Annotated in this window: 15 protein-coding genes; all 15 read left to right on the top strand. The window is 64.7% G+C overall.

The window, feature by feature from the left end; all coding sequences use genetic code 11:
- Positions 1-148: 148 nt before the first annotated feature.
- The 15 genes from ACTJKF_RS01360 to ACTJKF_RS01290 all read left to right on the top strand — a co-directional run bounded on the left by ACTJKF_RS01360 (position 149) and on the right by ACTJKF_RS01290 (position 17112).
- Positions 149-1195, top strand: coding sequence for a polysaccharide biosynthesis/export family protein (locus tag ACTJKF_RS01360; protein WP_440621829.1), 1047 nt, complete (start codon positions 149-151; stop codon positions 1193-1195).
- Entirely contained in the window at positions 1192-1641 is a 450-nt protein-coding gene (locus ACTJKF_RS01355; protein WP_440621743.1) for a low molecular weight protein-tyrosine-phosphatase, read from the top strand. The genes ACTJKF_RS01360 and ACTJKF_RS01355 overlap by 4 nt, the downstream gene beginning before the upstream one ends.
- 39 nt (positions 1642-1680) lie before the next feature.
- Positions 1681-3933 (top strand): polysaccharide biosynthesis tyrosine autokinase, encoded by a 2253-nt coding sequence (locus ACTJKF_RS01350; protein WP_440621742.1) that lies wholly within the window; start codon positions 1681-1683, stop codon positions 3931-3933.
- Between the two features lie 19 nt (positions 3934-3952).
- Positions 3953-5131 carry a non-hydrolyzing UDP-N-acetylglucosamine 2-epimerase gene (gene wecB, locus ACTJKF_RS01345; RefSeq protein ID WP_440621741.1) on the top strand — a complete coding sequence of 393 codons (1179 nt, stop codon included), beginning with the start codon at positions 3953-3955 and terminating at the stop codon, positions 5129-5131.
- 30 nt (positions 5132-5161) lie between these two features.
- On the top strand, positions 5162-6418 hold the full coding sequence (gene wecC / locus ACTJKF_RS01340; protein WP_440621740.1) for a UDP-N-acetyl-D-mannosamine dehydrogenase: 1257 nt from the start codon (positions 5162-5164) through the stop codon (positions 6416-6418).
- A gap of 4 nt (positions 6419-6422) precedes the next feature.
- Entirely contained in the window at positions 6423-7754 is a 1332-nt protein-coding gene (locus ACTJKF_RS01335; RefSeq protein WP_440621739.1) for an oligosaccharide flippase family protein, read from the top strand.
- A gap of 9 nt (positions 7755-7763) precedes the next feature.
- Positions 7764-8582 carry a glycosyltransferase family 25 protein gene (locus ACTJKF_RS01330; protein WP_440621738.1) on the top strand — a complete coding sequence of 273 codons (819 nt, stop codon included), beginning with the start codon at positions 7764-7766 and terminating at the stop codon, positions 8580-8582.
- Complete coding sequence (locus ACTJKF_RS01325; protein WP_440621737.1) at positions 8575-9885, top strand: hypothetical protein; 1311 nt, start codon at positions 8575-8577, stop codon at positions 9883-9885. The genes ACTJKF_RS01330 and ACTJKF_RS01325 overlap by 8 nt, the downstream gene beginning before the upstream one ends.
- Positions 9882-11009: a glycosyltransferase family 4 protein gene (locus ACTJKF_RS01320; RefSeq protein WP_440621736.1), complete on the top strand. Its 1128-nt coding sequence runs from the start codon at positions 9882-9884 to the stop codon at positions 11007-11009. Before ACTJKF_RS01325 ends, ACTJKF_RS01320 begins: the two co-directional genes overlap by 4 nt.
- 1 nt (position 11010) lies before the next feature.
- On the top strand, positions 11011-11817 hold the full coding sequence (locus ACTJKF_RS01315) for a heparin lyase I family protein (protein WP_440621735.1): 807 nt from the start codon (positions 11011-11013) through the stop codon (positions 11815-11817).
- Positions 11814-13034, top strand: a complete 1221-nt coding sequence (locus ACTJKF_RS01310) for an aspartate-semialdehyde dehydrogenase (protein ID WP_440621734.1) — start codon at positions 11814-11816, stop codon at positions 13032-13034. The genes ACTJKF_RS01315 and ACTJKF_RS01310 overlap by 4 nt, the downstream gene beginning before the upstream one ends.
- Positions 13031-13798: a WecB/TagA/CpsF family glycosyltransferase gene (locus ACTJKF_RS01305; protein WP_440621733.1), complete on the top strand. Its 768-nt coding sequence runs from the start codon at positions 13031-13033 to the stop codon at positions 13796-13798. The genes ACTJKF_RS01310 and ACTJKF_RS01305 overlap by 4 nt, the downstream gene beginning before the upstream one ends.
- An 85-nt stretch (positions 13799-13883) precedes the next feature.
- On the top strand, positions 13884-15200 hold the full coding sequence (locus tag ACTJKF_RS01300; RefSeq protein ID WP_440621732.1) for an Nramp family divalent metal transporter: 1317 nt from the start codon (positions 13884-13886) through the stop codon (positions 15198-15200).
- Between the two features lie 81 nt (positions 15201-15281).
- Positions 15282-15869 (top strand): phosphatase PAP2 family protein, encoded by a 588-nt coding sequence (locus ACTJKF_RS01295; RefSeq protein WP_440621731.1) that lies wholly within the window; start codon positions 15282-15284, stop codon positions 15867-15869.
- A gap of 454 nt (positions 15870-16323) precedes the next feature.
- The gene (locus ACTJKF_RS01290) at positions 16324-17112 is read left to right on the top strand and encodes an SDR family oxidoreductase (protein ID WP_440621730.1); all 789 of its coding nucleotides are present in this window, start codon (positions 16324-16326) and stop codon (positions 17110-17112) included.
- Positions 17113-17116 lie beyond the last annotated feature (4 nt).

Here is a 17116-nt window from a genome sequence, read left to right as displayed (position 1 = left end):
GAATGTCGATGAAATCGAAATCATGAACAATCGAGTGAAACAAGCTGTCCATTCCGGCTCGCCTGGCCTGCGCGGTCGCTGGACAACCACGCTCATCGCCGGCGCCTGTCTGGCCTTGTCAGGATGTTCGTTCGCGCCGGGGATGCGCATGACCGGACCCGCGACGCTCGCGGTAGCCGGCGGAGACGGGAAGGCGCCTGCGGAGTCGATGCAGATTCCGATCGAAGAGATCAACGCGACCCTGATTCGCCAACTCGGCGCGGCTGCGAGCACCGACGACAGCACGCGTTTCAACGCGCTTGTCGGAAAGGCGCAACCCTATACGCTGGGGGCCGGCGATGTCCTCCAGATCACCGTCTGGGATCATCCGGAACTGACGCAGGCTCAGGGCGCGCCGCAACAGACCAACGGACGCCCGTTCGATCCACCTCAAGGGTTCGTCGTCGATAACGTCGGCAACGTGCAGGTGCCGTATGCGGGGAACGTGCAGGTGGCCGGACTGACGGTCGACGACGCACGCAAGGTGATCACCCGTGCGATGGCACGCTACTTTGTCACGCCGAAGATCATGGTCCGGGTCGCGTCGTTCAGGGCGAAGCAAGTCTACGTCGACGGCGAGGTTCGTACGCCGGGCAATGTGCCGGTCAACGATATTCCGATGACATTGTTCGAGGCGGTCAATCGGGCGGGCGGATTCGCACCCACGGCGGATCAGAGCCATCTGGTCCTCGTGCGCGATGGCGTGTCGTACCCGCTCGACCTTCCGGGCATGCTGGCACGCAACGTGAATCCCGCGTCGATTCTGCTGCGCGACGGCGATTCGCTTCGGGTCGTGCCGCGCGAGGACAACGGCGTCTACGTGATGGGCGAGGTTACCAAGCCGGTGACGGCATTGCCGCTGCGAACCGGCAAGCTGACCCTGAGCGACGCACTGTCGCAAGCCGGCAGTCTCAACAGCGCGAGCGCCGACGCCGCGCAGCTCTACGTGATCCGCGGCGCGCAGGGCGTGGCGCCGCAGGTCTATCACCTGGATGCGCGATCGCCGGTATCGATGGTGCTGGCGAACCAGTTCGAGTTGCGACCGAAAGATGTCGTCTATGTCGACGGGAACGGGCTCGTCCGGTTCAGCCGGGTCCTGAGCTTGTTGTTGCCCGCGATCAATGCAGGCATGACCGCGGCGATCGTCTCCAAATGATCAGGCATCTGCTCGTCGTCTGCCACGGCAACGTGTGTCGCAGCCCGATGGCGCAGGGGCTGTTCCAGCGCTTGCTTCCCGACGTGTCGGTCTCATCGGCCGGCCTGTCGGCCCGCAACGGCATGGCGATCGACGCCGTTGCCGCGGCGCTGCTGAAGGCGCGGAACATCGACATGTCCGGACATCGCGCGAGACGCCTCGACGAGCGCATGTGTAGCGCGGCGGACCTGATTCTCGTGATGGAGCTCGAGCAACGCAAGGCGATCGAGCGTTTCCACCCAGCTTCGCGAGGGCGCATCTATCGCATCGCCGAAGCCTTTCCATCCGATGTGGCGGACCCGTACCGCCGTTCGCAGCGCAGTTACGACTATGCGCTGACGTTGATCGAGCACGGCGTCAACGACTGGGTCGAGCGCATCGGCAACCTGATCGAGCGCGCCCGTTGAGCCGCCCGGCTCGCTAGCCCAAGGATATCGGCAGTCACCATGAACTCTATGAAAGTAACACCCCATTTCTCGCGAGACTCGGACGAAGTCGACCTTCGAGGCATCGCCGACATGATGATCAAGAACGTCAGGGTCATCGGCCTCGTGACGTGCGCGTTCGTCCTGTTCGGCGGGCTCTACGCGCTCGTCGCGAAACCGGTGTACAGCGTCGACATCGTCGTGCAGGTCGAGAGCAACGGTGCCGACATGATGGGCGGCGCGGCGGGTAGTCTCGTCGGCGGTCTCAGCTCGCTGTTCGACGTCAAGTCGACGGATGACGGTGAAATGGAAATCCTGCGATCGAGACTCGTCACCGAGCCGGTCGTGGTCGGTCAGCACCTGGCCATTGAAGCGAGGCCGGACTATTTCCCGGTCGTCGGCGCGGTGATCGCGCGCTTCAACAAGAAGCTCTCGACGCCGGGGCTGCTGGGGATGGGCGGGTACGTATGGGGCGGCGAACGCATTTCGGTTCCGACGTTCGAGGTGCCGCGAGATTTCCTCGAAGACCGGTTCTTCGTGACGTTCCTCGGCGACGGCCGCTATCGTCTTTCGGGGGGCGACCTGGACGCCGATGCAGTCGGCCGCGTCGGGGTGCCGCTGCAGGTCGGCACGCCGGCCGGCGATGTGACGCTGACGGTGGCGGCGATCGAAGGACGCCCGGGCGCCCGATTCGTCCTCAAGGCATTCTCGAAACAGAAAATGCTGACGAAGCTCCAGAAGGCGCTGACGATCACCGAAAAGGGCAAGGATCAGTCCGGTGTCATCGGTGTCACGTATGAGAGCGACGACCCGGTCCTGGGGGCCGGCGTACTGAACGAAATCGCCGACAACTACGTCCGCCAGAATGCCGATCGGAAAGCCGCGACCGCCGAGAAGTCGCTGCGATTCCTGAATGAGCAGGTTCCCGACGTCGAGAAGCAGTTGCGCGCGGTCGAGGATCGCCTGAACGCCTATCAGACCAAGCATGAAGTGATCGACCTGACCGAGCAGGCGAAGGCCATGCTGAATCAGTCGGTCAGCGCGCAGACGTCGTTGTTCGAACTGGAGCAGAAGCGCAAGGCGCTGGCGTCGATGTACACGCCCGAGCACCCGCAACTCGCGTCGCTCGACCAGCAGATTGCCGCGGCCAAGGCCAACGTCGGCACGTTCAACGACGCGATCCAGCGCCTGCCCGACGCACAACAGAACATCGTCCGGCTGCGACGCGACGTGACCGTCCAGACGGAAATCTACGTCGGGCTCCTGAACAGCATCCAGCAGTTGCGGCTCGCGACAGCCAGCAAGATCGGCAATGTGCGCGTCATCGACCACGCGATCGTGCCGGATCAGCCGGTCTGGCCGAAGCCGGTGCTCGTCGTCGTGCTGGCTGCCGTGATCGGCCTGGTGGTCGGGGCGTGCGTCGCGATCGCGCGCGCGGTGCTGTTCGGCGGGGTGACCGATCCGTCGGAGATCGAGCGCGACGCCGATCTGAACGTCATCGCGACCATTCCGCTGAGCCCGGTTCAGCGTCAACTGACGCGGATCGGTGCGGGCGCGAGCCAGGACGCGACGATCCTGGCATTGGCCCGGCCGCACGAGCCGGCTGTGGAGGCACTGCGAAGCCTGTGCACGGCGTTGCAGTTTCACCTGCTCGAGCGGCCGAAGAACAACGTGGTGCTGATCACCGGGCCGGCTGCCGGCATCGGAAAATCGTTCATCTCGGCCAACGTCGCGGCGCTTCTCGGGCAGTCGAACAAGCGTGTGCTGCTGATCGACGGCGACCTGCGGCGTGGGCGTCTCGCCAAGGACTTCGGGATTCAGTCGGCGCCCGGCTTGTCGAGCGTCCTGCGCGGCGAAGCCACGGTCGATCAGGCGATCGTGCGCGGCGTGACCCCGCACGTCGATTTCCTGCCCACCGGCCCGCGCGTGGGACAACCGGTCGAGCTTTTCGCGTCCAGCGACCTCGCCATGGTGCTCGCGGACGTTTCGCATCGCTATGACATCGTCCTGCTCGATGCGCCGCCGCTGCTACCGGTCACCGATGCGACGGTGTTTGCGCTGCACGCGGGCACGATCCTGCTTGCCGCACGTTCCGGCATGACGAGCCAGGGCGAGATTCTCGAGTCGGTGAAGCGGATCGAGCGCGTGGGCGCCGCGGTAACGGGCGTCGTGTTCAACGGCTTCCGGCCGGGGCTGCGATCCGCGCAGTACGGGAACTACGGCGCGTATGCGTACGAAGGCGCCGAGGTGGAAGCGCGTGTCGAGCGCATGTGAGCCGTTCAGGGAGAAGCCGATGACTGTCCGTCATGAAAACATTCTCGTCACTTTCGGCACGCGCCCGGAAGCCATCAAGATGGCGCCCGTCGTGCGCCGCCTGAAGTCCCGCGCCGGCGTGCGATGCGCGGTATGCGTGACCGCGCAACATCGGCAGATGCTTGATCAGGTGCTCGACCTGTTCGGCATCGTGCCCGATTTCGATCTCGACCTGATGCGCAACGGGCAGACGCTCGGCAATCTGACCGGGCAGATCCTGACGACGCTCGATCCGGTGCTCGAGTCGTTCCGGCCGGATCTCGTGCTGGTGCATGGCGACACCACGACGACGCTGGGTGCTTCGCTCGCGGCCTACTACCGCCGCATTCCGGTCGGACACGTGGAAGCCGGCCTGCGGACGGGGAACCTGTACGCGCCATGGCCGGAGGAGGCCAACCGGAAAATGACCGGCGCGCTCGCGCTGCATCATTTCGCGCCGACCGAGACGTCGAAGGCGAACCTGCTGGCCGAAGGCGTGTTTGCCGACCGGATTCACGTGACGGGCAACACGGTCATCGACGCGTTGCTGACGGTGACCGAACGGTTGGCGTGCGAGCCCGAACTGGGCTCGCGGATGCGTGCCGCCTTTCCGTTCCTGAACAACGAGTGCCGCATGATTCTCGTCACGGGGCACCGGCGCGAGAATTTCGGTTCGGGCTTCGAACAGATCTGCGAGGCCCTGGCGACGATCGCGACGCGCTTTCCCGAGTGCCGGATCGTCTATCCGATGCATCTGAATCCGAACGTCCGCGAGCCGGTGACGCGCATGCTCGGCGACATTGAAAACGTCATCCTGATTGAGCCTCAGGAGTATCTGCCGTTCGTCTATCTGATGAGTCGCGCGTGGCTGATCCTGACCGATTCGGGCGGCATCCAGGAGGAAGCGCCGTCGCTCGGCAAGCCGGTCCTCGTGATGCGCGACACGACGGAGCGTCCGGAAGCCGTCGCGGCCGGCACGGTCCGTCTGGTCGGCACCGACGCACACCGGCTGGTCAGCGAGGTCACGCAGCTGTGGGAGTGCCCGGACGTGTACCGCGCGATGAGCCGGGCGCACAACCCGTATGGCGACGGCCACGCAAGCGAGCGCATCGTCGACCTGCTGACGACCGCCCCGTCCGATTTCCGCACGGCGGCAGCCCTGGCTGGCCGGCTTGCGTGAAGCCTAATCACAATACAACGAGATCAACTCATGTCTTTCGATGTCATTTCCGTAATCGGCCTCGGCTACATCGGCTTGCCGACTGCCGCGGCATTCGCGGCGCGACGTAAATCGGTGGTCGGCGTCGACGTCAACCGTGCGACGGTCGACACGATCAATCGCGGCGAGGTGCATATCGTCGAGCCGGAACTCGACATGCTCGTGCGCGCGGCGGTGACGCAAGGACACCTGCGGGCGACCGACACGATCGAGCCGGCCGATGCCTTCCTGATCGCGGTACCGACGCCGTTCGCTGCCGGACACAAGCCGGATCTGACCTATGTCGAAGCGGCGAGCCGCGCGATCGGACCGGTTCTGAAGAAGGGCGATCTCATCGTGCTGGAATCGACGTCCCCGGTCGGCACGACGGAGAAGATCGCCGCCTGGCTGGCTGAGATGCGGCCCGATCTCACGTTCCCGCAGCAGGCTGGCGAGCAGTCGGATATCCGGATTGCCCACTGCCCGGAGCGCGTCCTGCCGGGGCACGTGATCCGCGAACTGGTGGAAAACGATCGGGTGATCGGCGGCATGACCCGCCGGTGCAGCGAGTTGGCCGCCGAACTGTATCGGGTCTTCGTGCGCGGCGAGTGCGTGTTGACCGACGCGCGCACCGCCGAGATGTGCAAGCTGACCGAGAATTCGTTCCGCGACGTCAATATCGCGTTCGCCAATGAACTGTCGGTCATCTGCGAGTCGCTCGATATCAACGTGTGGGAACTGATCCGGCTGTCGAACCGGCATCCGCGCGTCGACATCCTGCAGCCGGGACCCGGCGTGGGCGGACACTGCATCGCCGTGGATCCGTGGTTCATCGTCGACTCCGCGCCCGAGCATGCGCGCCTGATCCGCACCGCGCGTACCGTCAACGACGACAAGCCGAACTACGTACTGGACCGCATCGAGCATGTCGCGAAACGCTTTCGCGAGCCGGTGATCGCGTGCTTCGGGCTCGCGTTCAAGGCCGACATCGACGACCTGCGCGAAAGCCCCGCCGTCGGCATCGTCCGGGAACTGGCGAATCGCGAGATCGGGCAGGTCATCGCCGTCGAACCGAACATCCGTCAGCTTCCCGCGTCGCTGGAAGGGCACGTGGTACTCGGCGAAGTCGCCGATGCGCTCGCGCGTGCGGATATCGTGGTCATTCTCGTCGATCACCGGCAATTCAAGCGGATCGATCCGATGAAGCTGCACACGAAGATCGTGATCGATACGCGCGGGTTGCTGGCACGCGAACGGCAGGCGGCCTGATCCGATGACGGCACGCATGTCGAACGCAACTCGTGCGATGACTTCGCCCGGCTCGCGGCCGGGCTCGGCGGGGCTCGGCCGCAATCTTGCCGCGATGCTGCTGTGGCAGATCGGCATGTATGTCGTTCCGCTCGCCACGTTTCCGTATCTGACCCGCGTGCTCGGCCCGGCGCAGTTCGGCGTGGTCGGCTATGTGACGGCCTTGACGGTGTATGGAACGATACTGACCGAATGGGGGTTCAACCTGAGCGGCCCGCGAGCGGTCGCGCAGTACCGCGGCGATTCGCGGCAGTTGAGCGAACTGGTCTGGTCGATCGTCGGCGCGAAGGCGTGTCTGTGCGTGGCGTCCTGCGCGATTCTGGCCGTCGTGCTGATGGCCGACCGCACGCTTGCCGCCATGTCCACGGCGATCTGGATCGGCTGGCTCGGTGTGATCGCGAACGTCTGGACGCTCAACTGGCTGTTGCAGGGCCTCGAGCGGTTCTCGTCATTTACCGTGGTCGCGCTGGCAAGCCGGTTCGTCGCGCTACCGCTGACATTCTGGCTGGTCCGCTCGCCAGCGGACGTCGACAAGGCGATCGCGATCCAGTCGCTGACGTCGGTGCTCGCGGCAAGCGGGTCGATGCTGATGGCCCGTCGCCTGGGATTGCTGGGCTACGGGCGTCTTTCCTGGCGGGCGATTCGTGCGCAGTTGATCGCGGGTGCCGACATGTTCGTCTCGACCGCGTCGGTCAGCTTGTTCAGCGCTGCCAATGCGGTGATCGTCGGCGCCATCGCCGGGCCGTATCAGGTGGGGTTGTACGCCGCCGCGGACAAGCTGAAGACCGCGGGCAACATGGTGCCCGCCCAGATCAACACGGTGCTCTACTCGCGCATTTCCGCGCTGTTCTCGGACCGGCAGCCGGAAGGCGCGCGAGCGGCAGCGCGCCTCACGGTATCCGGCGGCATCGCGATCGTGTTCGTGACGGGTATCGGCATCGCGATCTGCCTGTCGACGTCGGACATGCTGACCCGGCTCGTGCTGGGTGAGAAGTTCGCCGGCGCGTCGTCGGTCGTGAATGTGCTTTGCCTGTCGACATTGTTCGGCAATCTCGCCTATTTCCTCGGTCTTCAGGTGCTGGTGCCGTTCGGAGGCACGCGGCGACGCGCCCGTGTGATGCTCGCGGCGGGATTGCTCAACGTACTGCTTGCGCTGCTGCTGGTTCCGCGATTGGGCGCCGTCGGCGCGGCTGCCGCGTACCTGATTGCCGAGATCGCGTTGCTTGCAGTCTTCGCATTCTGGATCGTCCGGTCGGCAGCGCTGCGCGCACACTTTGCGCAGCTGGCGAAAACATGAGGGCGCGCCATGACGTTTGATATTCATGTGATATCGCTGGTGGATTCGCCGAGACGCACGGCCATCCGGCAGACCCTGAGCCGTCACGGTGTCGATTTCGACTTCGAGGACGCGTTTGACGCACGGGGGCTCGACGCAGCCGCATGTTCGGCCATGACGGATACCGCGAAGGTCATCGCACGCTACGGACGGCCGCTTAGCCGCGGCGAAATCGGCTGCTTCATGAGTCATGTGCACGTGTGGGAAAAAATCGTCCGGTCGGGGCGCGCGGCGATCGTCCTAGAGGATGACGCGCTGTTCGACGACGCGCTGTTCGAACGCTTCCTGGCGATTCCCGGCGAGTTGCTCGTCGACCATGCCGATCTCGTGCTGCTTGGCCGCTCGAAGCTGTCCCGCGACCGCGCGGCCTGGGCCTATCTGTACGAGCCCCTGAAGCGGGCCCGGCGAATCGGCGGGCTTCAGATCGGCGTGCCGTTCAAGCAATGGACGAGCGGAGCGGTGGGTTACTGGATCGGTGTGGACGGCGCGCGCAAGGCGCTCGAACATGCGCGCGGTCCGGTCGAAGCCCTGCTGGACGACTGGCCGTGGCATCGGGATCAGGGCGGCTTGCGCATCGCCGAGTTGCGCCCGTATGCCGTATGGGAGGCCTTCGAGACGATGCCGAGCGCCATCGAAGCGGGGCGCGCCGCGTTGTCGTCACGGCGTCACGGCCTGCTCGAACTGTCGTTCAAACCGCTGCGTGTGGTGCGTGCCGCGTTTCGCTGGCTGATCGTGGCGACGCTGGCCATCACCGCGTCGCGCGGCAAACTCTTCGCTCGCCATGGATGACAGCCTTCGCTTCTCGTACGGCACCCGCTCGCCGCGACACGTGACCGATCCGGCCACGCGAATCGCCGCGACGCTGGTATGGGCCATCCTCGGGATTGGCCTCATCCTGTCGCCGATTGCAGATTTCCTGTCGCTCTACATGACGAAAAGTGCGGCAGCGCACGGAAACGACGCGCGCATCTCGTTGCTTGTCCGTGGCGCGATGGTCGCTGGCCTTCTGGCGGTCACGCTGTCGGGGTTTCGCGTCAGGATGTCGGGCATTCGCGTGACGATAGTGGCGATGCTGGCGGTCTGCGTGACACTCGGCGCCTATGTGCTCGGCACGCTGACCGACCGCGAGGTAATCGAGCAGAGCGTGTTCGTGCTGAAGGTGTTTTCGTTTTTCGTGTATCCGGCGGCCATGGCGCTGCTCAGCGATCGACGCCTGGCGCAGATCGAATCGGTGGTGTTTGTCGTGCTGTTGATCTATGGCGCATCGATCGTGATGGGCGCGGCGATGTCGATCGAGATGTTCCGCAGCTACCAGGCGGAGACGCACATTCGATCGGGATACAAGGGAATCGTCTATGCGCAGAACGAAGCCGCGGCACTGATCGTTGTTGCGCTCGGATTCGGCTATCTGCATGCGCTGACACGCGGCTGGAGCACGCGCAGCGTGGCGCTGACGACATGCATGCTGGTCGCGGCAATGTTGTCCGGGACGAAAGGCGCGATGATCGGCGCACTGGGAATGACCTGCGCCTACTGTTACGCCCGATTCGACGTCATCAAGGCAACCCGCTATGTCGGCATCGCTATCGCGGTGCTCGGTGCGTCTGCGATCCTTGCGTATCTGTTCATTCCTGCGGTCAGCGATGCGGTGGAGCTCAGTCAGCGCTACTTCGCCCATCAGGGTGGACGCATCGGCGGTGACAAATTTCTCACGCTGCTGCTTTCCGGGCGCAATCTCAAATTCGCGAACGTCTGGGACGATCTGGAGCAAGGAAATTTCTTCGTATTGCTGACCGGCGGATATCCAGTTGTGCGCTACATGGTCGAGATCGATATTCCGGATTTGGTGCTGATGCTGGGATTGCCGCTCTTCAGTGTGTATTTCGTCGCGCTTTCGCGCGCATTCTTGCGCCGAGGGCCGCGGACTATGTCGCGCAGATTCGGTCGGCTGTTCTTTGTCGTGCTGTTTGCCATGGCATCGACGGCGGGGCATGTGCTGGGGTCGGCCGTCATCAGTCCGTTTCTCGGATTGATCACGATCATGATCCGCCGTGACATGCAGCAGGCGGATCGGGAGGCAGTGGAGGTATGAAAAATACCGCAAGGGGTAAGCAAGCGTCTAACGGCCTGCACCGCATTCGTGTATTGCATGTCGGTCCCGGCTACGGACAGCGCGGCGGAGTCGCGTCGGTTCTGAGTGAACTGGCCGCGCAGCAGGAAGCGTTCGCGACCGCGGCGGTCGACTTGGCGTTCTTTGGAACGCACGGCTTTAGAAAAATGCGCGATGCGACGATGTTCGCGTGGCAGGATATCGCACGATTCCTCCGTGCCGTCTGGTGGGCGGACATCGTGCACTTTCACGTTTCGGTGCGCGGCTCGTTTTACCGCAAGCTGCTCCTGTATCGAATCGCGAAACTCTGTCGGCGCCGCACCGTTTTCCATCTTCACTCGGGAAATTTCGATCGGTTCGCCGACCGTGCCGGGCCGCTGACGCGTAGGGCGATCCGCTGGTTCATCAGCAATGCCGACGCTGCCGTCGGCGTCTCGCAGGCAAGCGCGCACGTGCTTGATCGGTTCAGGGGCGGCTCGAGCGTTGCACGCGTAATCGAGAACATGGCAATCGAGGCGCAGAACGCGTCGGCACCTGCTCCAGCAGTGCCCGTACTCGTTCGTCCGTACATCGCGTTTGCCGGGCGGCTGACGGAGCAGAAAGGGCTTCCGATGCTGATTGACGCGCTGGCGGAGTTGAGCCTGCTGGGGTGCGAGATCGATCTCGTGCTCGCCGGCGAGGGCGACACACGGCGATGGCGAGACTACGCTCGAAGCCGGGGCGTGGCCGATCGCGTCCAATTCGCCGGGTGGCTCACCGGTTCATTCAAGTCCCGGTTTTATCGGGAGGCGACGTTGTTCTGTCTGCCGAGCCGGTTCGAGTCGTTCGGCATTGCCGCGCTCGAGGCGATGTTTTACGGGGTCCCGGTCGTGGCGACTCGCGTGGGCGGCCTGGGCGAACTGGTCGATGACGGCGTCACGGGATACCTGGTCGAGCTGGACGATGCGGCGGCGCTCGCGCGAGTCATTCACGACATTGCCCACGATCCGGCGCTTCGCGAGCGAATGGGGCAGGCCGCCCGCGAGCGCGCACATCGTTTGTACACGACCGAGAGGGTCGTCGCTCGGTATGTTGATTGTTATCGACAAATAGTCGGAAGGAACTGATATGAATGCAAGGCGAGCGTTTCAGCGTGCATTGGTAGTAGCGTGCATCGGCATGACGGCTGTAGGCGACGCGAAGGCGTCTGCATCCGATTTAACGAAAGAGGTGCACGTCGAATCCTATCGGCCGATCTACACGAACGACTGGCGAAGCGGAATCGGCGACATCGAAATCCAGGCGGTCCGGCCCTCGGACGTCATGCTGGCGGCGGATCCGGCGGATCCCGCACGTCGATCGATACGCGTACACATTCAAAAAAGCGAGAATTTCACGAATCTGATCAATGGATCGCCGCGCGCGGAATTCACATTGCCACGGGACGTCGTCTTCTCTCCCGGGCACGATTATCTGATTTTGTGGCGTACTTACCTGCCGCGCGATTTCGCGTTGGATGGTCAGCAGATGGAAATCATCACGCAGATTCACCAGAGCGGCCTGACGGGGTCGCCGCCGTTCATGCTGACGCTGCTTGGCAACGAGTACACGTTTTCCGTGCGCGGCGGGACCAATACCGCCCATGGCTTCGGCGGACGTCTTTGCTGCGCGTCAGACGACCGCGGGAAATGGGTCGACTGGGCACTCCAGTACACGCCCGATGCAAGCGGCGAGCACGCGATCACGCGCCTGTGGAAAAACGGCACCAGCGTTTTCGAAGGGAGCGGGAAGCCGAATGCGTATCCCGGCGACGTGCGCGCCTACCTGAAATTCGGGGTATACAAGCCAGACTGGCAGAAAGAGCCGTCGGACATCGACGCCATCACGCTGTACTTCGGCAAGGTCGTGATTGGCGACAGGAAGTCCAGGCGGTGAGCGCGCGGCCTGATCCCGCGCAGGTGTCGGACGCCGTGCTGGCGCATTGCCGCCGACACGCGTATGCCGGCCACGACCCGTTCGACGGTTTGAACAGCCGCTTGTTCAGATACACGGGGTTGTCGAAACTGCCGTTTGCCAGCATTGCGTGGTTGCAAGCGCACAAGCGCAGCCCGTTCAATTTCAGGCAGGTGCTCGGTGTTCCGCGCATGCGCAATCCGAAGGGCGTCGCCCTCATCGTGCTCGGCCTGCTCGAGCGCGAAGAGCGGACCGGCGACGGGGCCAGTCTCGGCGAAGCGCGCGCACTCGGCGACTGGCTGCTGGAGCAGCGCGTGGACCGCAGGCGCTGGCGCCATAGCGCGTGGGGCTATCACTTCGACTGGGCGGCGAGGGCGTTCTTCGTGCCGGTCGGCACGCCGAATGCGATCAGTACCTGCTATGTGGCGCGTGCGTTATACGCGCTCGGCAGTGCCACCGGGGAGGCGCGGTTCACCGATGTGGCGATCGATGCAGGCCATTTTCTCGATTCGCTTTACCTGCCGCATCAGGGTTCGGGCTATTTCGCCTACATCCCGGGTGAGCGCGCCTTTGTTCATAACGCGAATCTGTGGAGCGCGGCGTTCGTTGCCGAAACGGGTTTGCGCACCGGGGACACGTCGATGCGTGAACGTGCGATGGCGGCGGCGAGGTTGACGGTCTCCATGCAGCGAGAAGACGGCGCGTGGGCGTACGGGTTGCGCGATCATCACGGGTTCGTCGATGGATTCCATACCGGCTATAACCTCGAGGCACTGCAGCGGCTTCAACATACGTGCGGAACCCAAGTGTTTGCGAAATCGATCGACCTCGGGCTCGACTATTATCGCGACACGTTTTTTCTCTCCGACGGCACCGTCAAGTACTACGACGACACGATTTGGCCGCTCGACATGCACTCTGTCGCGCAGGCGCTGATCACGTTGCTGACCGTCTCGACGTCGAAAGCGGATTACGCGCTGGCCATGCGCGTATTCGAGCGCGCGGTCGAAACGCTCTACATGCCGGAAAAGGGGCGCTTCGTCTATCAGCGCAGCGCACGCTTCACGAACCGGATCGACTATTTGCGGTGGACCCAGGCGTGGTCGTTCTACTCCATCGCGTTGCTCGCGAACCGCGCGTGTGCCGCCAACACCGCCAACTTCGCCAGCGCGCGTCTACCTGAACGGGAAATCATATGAACCGCATCGAGTTGTTCGGTTGTCCGATGGACGTCGCGACGATGTCGGAGACCGTCGAACTGATCCGTAGTCGCATTGCGCATCGGCAATTCACCCAGCATGTGGTAGTCAACGTCGCCAAGCTGGTCAACATGCAGGCCGACGAGGAACTGGCAGGGTCGGTGCGGGCGTGCGACATCATCAATATCGACGGCATGGGCGTGGTGTGGGGCGCGCGTGCGCTCGGTCATCCGGTCGCCGAGCGTGTCGCCGGCATCGACCTGTTCGATCGGTTGCTGGGAATGGCGCAGCAGGAGGCATTGCCGATCTTCATGCTCGGCGGTACCGATGCCGTTGTGACCGGGGCGGCACGCGCCGTCCAGAAGAAATATCCGCGCTTGAAGATCGCGGGGATGCATCATGGCTATTTCTGGGACGACGAGGAAGCCGTGGTGTCCATGATTCGCGCGTCCGGTGCACGGCTGCTTTTCGTCGCGATCACGTCACCTCGAAAGGAGAATTTCATCAATCGATGGAAGGCCGAAATGGGCGTCGATTTCGTGATGGGCGTGGGCGGCACGTTCGATGTCGTTGCCGGAAAAGTCCGGCGCGCGCCCGGCTGGATGCAGAAGGCTGGTCTCGAATGGTTGTTTCGCGTGCTTCAGGAGCCGAGACGCATGTGGAAGCGTTACTGGACGACGAACAGCCGATTCGCGTGGATGCTGCTGCGCGCCCGCCTGACGGCCCGGCCGCGGCGTCTGCCGACGGGGCGCGCCGGGCATTGACGCGTCGGGCGGTGCATGAGGCGCGGCGGCTCCCGCGGAGCCTTCATTTTCGTACAATCACCGCATTACCGACCGCGTCAAACCCATGCCCCTGCTCCCCACCACCGCCACCGCCCCCTTCTGCCCGTCGGAAGTAAAGGGCAGCATCACGATCGACGCAGGTGCGTCGCGCTGGATGAAGCTCAAGCGCTTCTTCGGCCCGGGCCTGCTGGTCGCGATCGGCTATATGGATCCCGGCAACTGGGCCACCGACATCCAGGCTGGGTCGCAATTCGGCTATTCGCTGCTGTGGGTGGTCGCGTTCTCGAGCCTCGCGGCGATCTTCCTGCAGATGCTCGCCGCGCGGCTCGGGCTCGTCGCGGGCAAGGATCTCGCGCAGGCCAGCTACGACCGCTATGGCCGCTTCGGCCGCGTCGTGCAGTGGGTGACCGCCGAGGTGTCGATCATCGCGTGCGACATCGCCGAAGTGCTCGGCTGCGCGCTCGCGTTCAAGCTGCTGCTCGGCGTGCCGCTCGCGTGGGGGATCGTGCTGACCGCGCTCGACACGGTGATCGTGCTCGGGCTGCAGGGCAAGGGTGTCCGCCAGATCGAGGCGATCGTGCTCGCGCTGATCGCGACCATGGCGTTCTGCTTCGTCGCGCAGGTCGCGATCACGCCGCCCGACTGGCATGCAGTCGCGAAGGGGCTCCTGCCGGGCGATCCAGGGCGCGATCGCAAGGATGCGATCGTGCTTGCGCTCGGCATCGTCGGCGCGACGATCATGCCGCATAACCTGTATCTGCATTCGTCGGTCGTGCAGACGCGCCATGTCGTCGGCGGTGCGCGCGGCCTGGTTCGCGATACGCTCGCGCTGGTGCGGATCGATACCTGCGTGTCGCTGTTCGTCGCGATGCTCGTCAACGCGGCGATCCTGATCGTCGCGGGCGCGGCGTTCCATGCGACCGGCCAGCACAACGTGACCGACATCGAGCAGGCGTACCGGTTGATCACCCCGATCGCGGGCGGCGCTGCCGCGCTGCTGTTCGGCATCGCGCTGCTGGCGTCCGGGCAAAGCTCGACGCTGACCGGCACGATCGCCGGCCAGGTCATCATGGACGGCTTCCTGCATACGAAAATCCCGTGCTACCAGCGCCGGCTGATTACGCGGGGGCTCGCGCTGGTCCCGGCGCTGATCGGCGTGCTGTGGCTTGGCGAAGGGTCGGTCGGGCAGCTGCTCGTCTGGAGCCAAGTGCTGCTGAGCCTGCAATTGCCGTTCGCGATGTGGCCGCTGATCCGCTCCGTCAGCGATCGCAACACGATGGGCGAGCATGCGATCGGCCGCAAGATGCAGGTGGCCGCCTGGGCGCTGTTCGGCGTCGTCACCGCCACGAACCTGCTGCTGATGACGGGCGTCGCGGGCTGATACAGCCTGTCACAGGCTGAAACAGGCGCGTGACGCGCTTGCGGTAAACTGCGGCCTTTTGCTAGCCGTTCGACGTGCGTCATGTGGAGTGAAATCAGTAACATCGGCGATGCCGCGCTGACCCTGCCGGTCGCCCTGACCTGCGCGGTCTGGCTCGCGCTGTCCAACTGGCGGCTCGCCGTGCGCTGGATCGTGCTGCTCGCGGCCGGCATGAGCCTGGTCGGGGCGACCAAGATCCTCTATGCGGGCTGCGGTGTCGAGATCCCGCAGTTCGATTTCCGCGTGATCAGCGGCCATACGATGCTGTCGACGTCCGTGTGGACCGTCGCGCTGTCGATGGTGTGGCAGGCGTTCCGTCCGGGCAAGGTGCCGGGCGCGGCGGCCGGGCTCGCCGCCGGCGCGGTGACGGCCATCGCACGCGTGTTCGATCATTCGCACACGATTCCCGAAGTCGTCGTCGGCTGGCTGCTCGGCGCGCTGGTCGCGCTGGTGTTCCTGCGCGCCTACGCCGCAGCGCGCAAGCGCACGTTCTCGCCGCGCATCGCGGCCGTCTGCCTGCTCCTCGTGTCCGGCATCGCCTACGGGCATCGTGCCCCGTTCCAGCAGATGATCGACACGCATTCTCCGCAGTTCTGCGCGTTCGTGCGCGCGTCCGGCGACGGGTTCTGACGGCGGCTTGCCGCGGGTCCCGGGGCCTCGGTCCGCCGGTGTCGGAGCGGGTCGTCGCTGCGCGGCGGCACGCCGCGTGCTCCTTTCCATTCGCTTCCCATCGCCGGTAACGGCCGGCGGCTGGCGTTTGTCGGACCCATACCCGGGTCGAGCGAGCGCACCGTGCCATTGCGTCCCGCCGGCCGGGGGAGCGCAGGTCATGAGTCATGTCTATGACCGGGCATTACGAATATTCATTTCATCGATTGGAGGCAATCGCGTACGCTGGCGTTCGATCGATCGATCGGGGCGGCAGCGGCGGGCCGTCCGGTTTGCCCGGTGCGGCACGGCCGGCTCGCTATACTCGCGCCAACCGCGCGGCCGTCGGCCGTCGGCTGTTGGCTGTTGGCCGTTGCCCGGCAACCGCCGTCGCGGCAGCGGTCCGCCACGACGATTCACGATAGGAGCAGGTTCCATGACAGTCGTTTCCTCGCGCCTCGCAGGCAAGTGCGCGTACATCACGGGCGCCGCCGGCGGCCTCGGCCGCGCGATCGCGCACCGGATGGTCGAGCAGGGCGCGCGCGTGTTCCTGACCGACGTCGCCGATGCGGCGGTGCTCGACGCGTTCGCCGACGAACTCAATGCGGGGCATGCGGTGCCGGTCGCGTTCGCGGCCATCCAGGACGTGCGCGACGAGGCGCGCTGGCAGGCGCTGCTCGCGCAGGCGGTCGATGCAATGGGCGGGTTGTCGGTGCTCGTCAACAACGCGGGTGTCGGCTCGATCGGCTCGCCCGCGCAAATCGAACTGGACGAATGGCGGCGCGTGATGGCGATCAACGTCGAGAGCATCGTGCTCGGCTGCAAGCATGCGCTGTCGTATCTGGCCGAGAGCCATCCCGCATCGATCATCAACATCTCGTCGGTGGCCGCGTTCAAGGTCGAGCCGGATTTCACCGCGTACAACGCCTCGAAGGCCGCGGTCGCGTCGCTGACGAAGTCGGTCGCGATCGATTGCGCGCGCCGCGAGATCGACGTGCGCTGCAATTCGATTCACCCGGCGTTCATTCGCACGGGGATCGTCGAGCCGCTGTTCCAGTCGCTCGGCGAACGCGATGCGACGCGCAAGCTCGTGCGCGGCATTCCGCTGCGCCGGCTCGGCGATCCGGACGACGTCGCGCATGCGGCCGTCTATCTGGCCTCCGACGAGAGCCGCTTCGTGACGGCCGCCGAACTCGTGATCGACGGCGGCATGTGCGCGGTCTGACGCG

This window comes from Burkholderia sp. 22313 (assembly GCF_052045245.1).
Classification (GTDB): Bacteria; Pseudomonadota; Gammaproteobacteria; order Burkholderiales; family Burkholderiaceae; genus Burkholderia.
The sequence above is the reverse complement of the archived record's forward strand: the minus strand, read 5'-3'. Positions and strand labels throughout refer to the sequence as shown.